This is a genomic window from Microcoleus sp. K5-D4 (assembly GCF_036704575.1).
GTDB lineage: Bacteria > Cyanobacteriota > Cyanobacteriia > Cyanobacteriales > Microcoleaceae > Microcoleus.
Genome location: NZ_JAUBSD010000208.1, coordinates 1 through 1476, shown reverse-complemented (window position 1 = coordinate 1476; position 1476 = coordinate 1). Strand labels below are relative to the sequence as shown.

General features: G+C 51.3%; 1 protein-coding gene. It reads left to right on the top strand.

All coding sequences use genetic code 11. The features are described 5' to 3' along the window. The coding region (locus QUA77_RS29085; RefSeq protein ID WP_333454093.1) for an Ig-like domain-containing protein at positions 1-1476 on the top strand (1476 nt) is incomplete at both ends.

The window sequence follows — 1476 nt, the reverse complement described above, 5'->3', positions numbered from 1 at the left end:
ATCGCCAGAATGAACGCCGACGGCAGCCTGGATACTGCTTTCAACCCCACTGGCGGCATGAATAGCCAGGTCAATGCGATCGCGATCGATCCTAAACGCAACATCCGCTACACCCCCAACGCCAACTTCAACGGTGTAGACACCTTCACCTACACCGCCACCGACGGCGTAATTTCCACTCCCACCACAGTCACCGTCTTAGTCAACAACTCCCCCACCCTCGACAGCAGCGGCACACCCACCCTCACCGCCCAAAACCAAAACGACAGCGCCAGTACAGGCACACTCATCTCCACCATCATCACCAACCTCGGCGGCACAAAAATCGCCGATCCCAACGCCACCGCCTCCCAAGGCATCGCCATCACTGCCTTAAACACCGCTAACGGCACTTGGCAATACACCACCAACGGCACAACCTGGAATAACGCCCCAGCCGTTTCCGCCACCAACGCCTTACTCTTAGCGAGTGATGCTAATACAAAACTCAGATTTGTTCCCAACACAGGTTACAACGGCACTGTCGCCAACGCCATTACCTTCGCCGCCTGGGATCGAATTACAGGCACAAATGGCGGTGTCGCAGACTACACTACAGACCAAACCAATAACACCACATCCAGCGTTTTCAGCAGCGCCACCGAAACCGCCGCCATCACCATTAACCCCCCTCCCACCATTACCAACGTCACCTCTACCACAGCAAACGGCAGTTATGGCATTGGTACAAACATCGACATCACCGTTCAATTCTCACAAATCGTCAACGTCACAGGTACACCGCAACTAAGTTTAGCAGGCGCAACTCCCGTCGCTAGTTATCTTTCAGGAACAGGTAGCAACACCTTGACATTCCGGTACGCAGTAGCAGCGGGTGATAGCAGTGCCGACTTAGACTATCTTTCCACAACTGCCTTATCTTTAAGCGGCGGAACTATTAAGAATGCTGCCACTGCTGATGCGATTTTAACCTTACCCACTCCCGCTGCTGCTAACTCTTTAGGTGCAAATAAAGCAATAGTAATTGACACTCTTGCACCCACAGTCACCAGCATCACCTCTACCACCGCCGATGGCAGTTACAACACAACTGGCAACATCAATGTCACCGTCAACTTCAGCGAAGCACTTACCTTAGCTGGCGGTAGCATGACAGTCGCCTTAGACACAGGTGGGACTGTAACTATTGCACCTTTCACAGGCACATCTGCTGTGGGCACATACACTCCAGCAGCCGGACAAAATAGCACCGACCTTAACTCAATTAGCATAACTTTAGGGGGAAGTGCAACCTTAAAAGATGCTGCTGGAAATGATGCAACATTAACTATCCCTACAGGACAATCTTTAGCTAATAACAAAGCCATAGTTGTAGACACCGTTGTACCAACAGTAGCCTTAACATCAACATCACCAACCACCACAAACGCACCCTTTGATGTAACAGCAACATTCAGCGAAAGCGTCACAGGATTC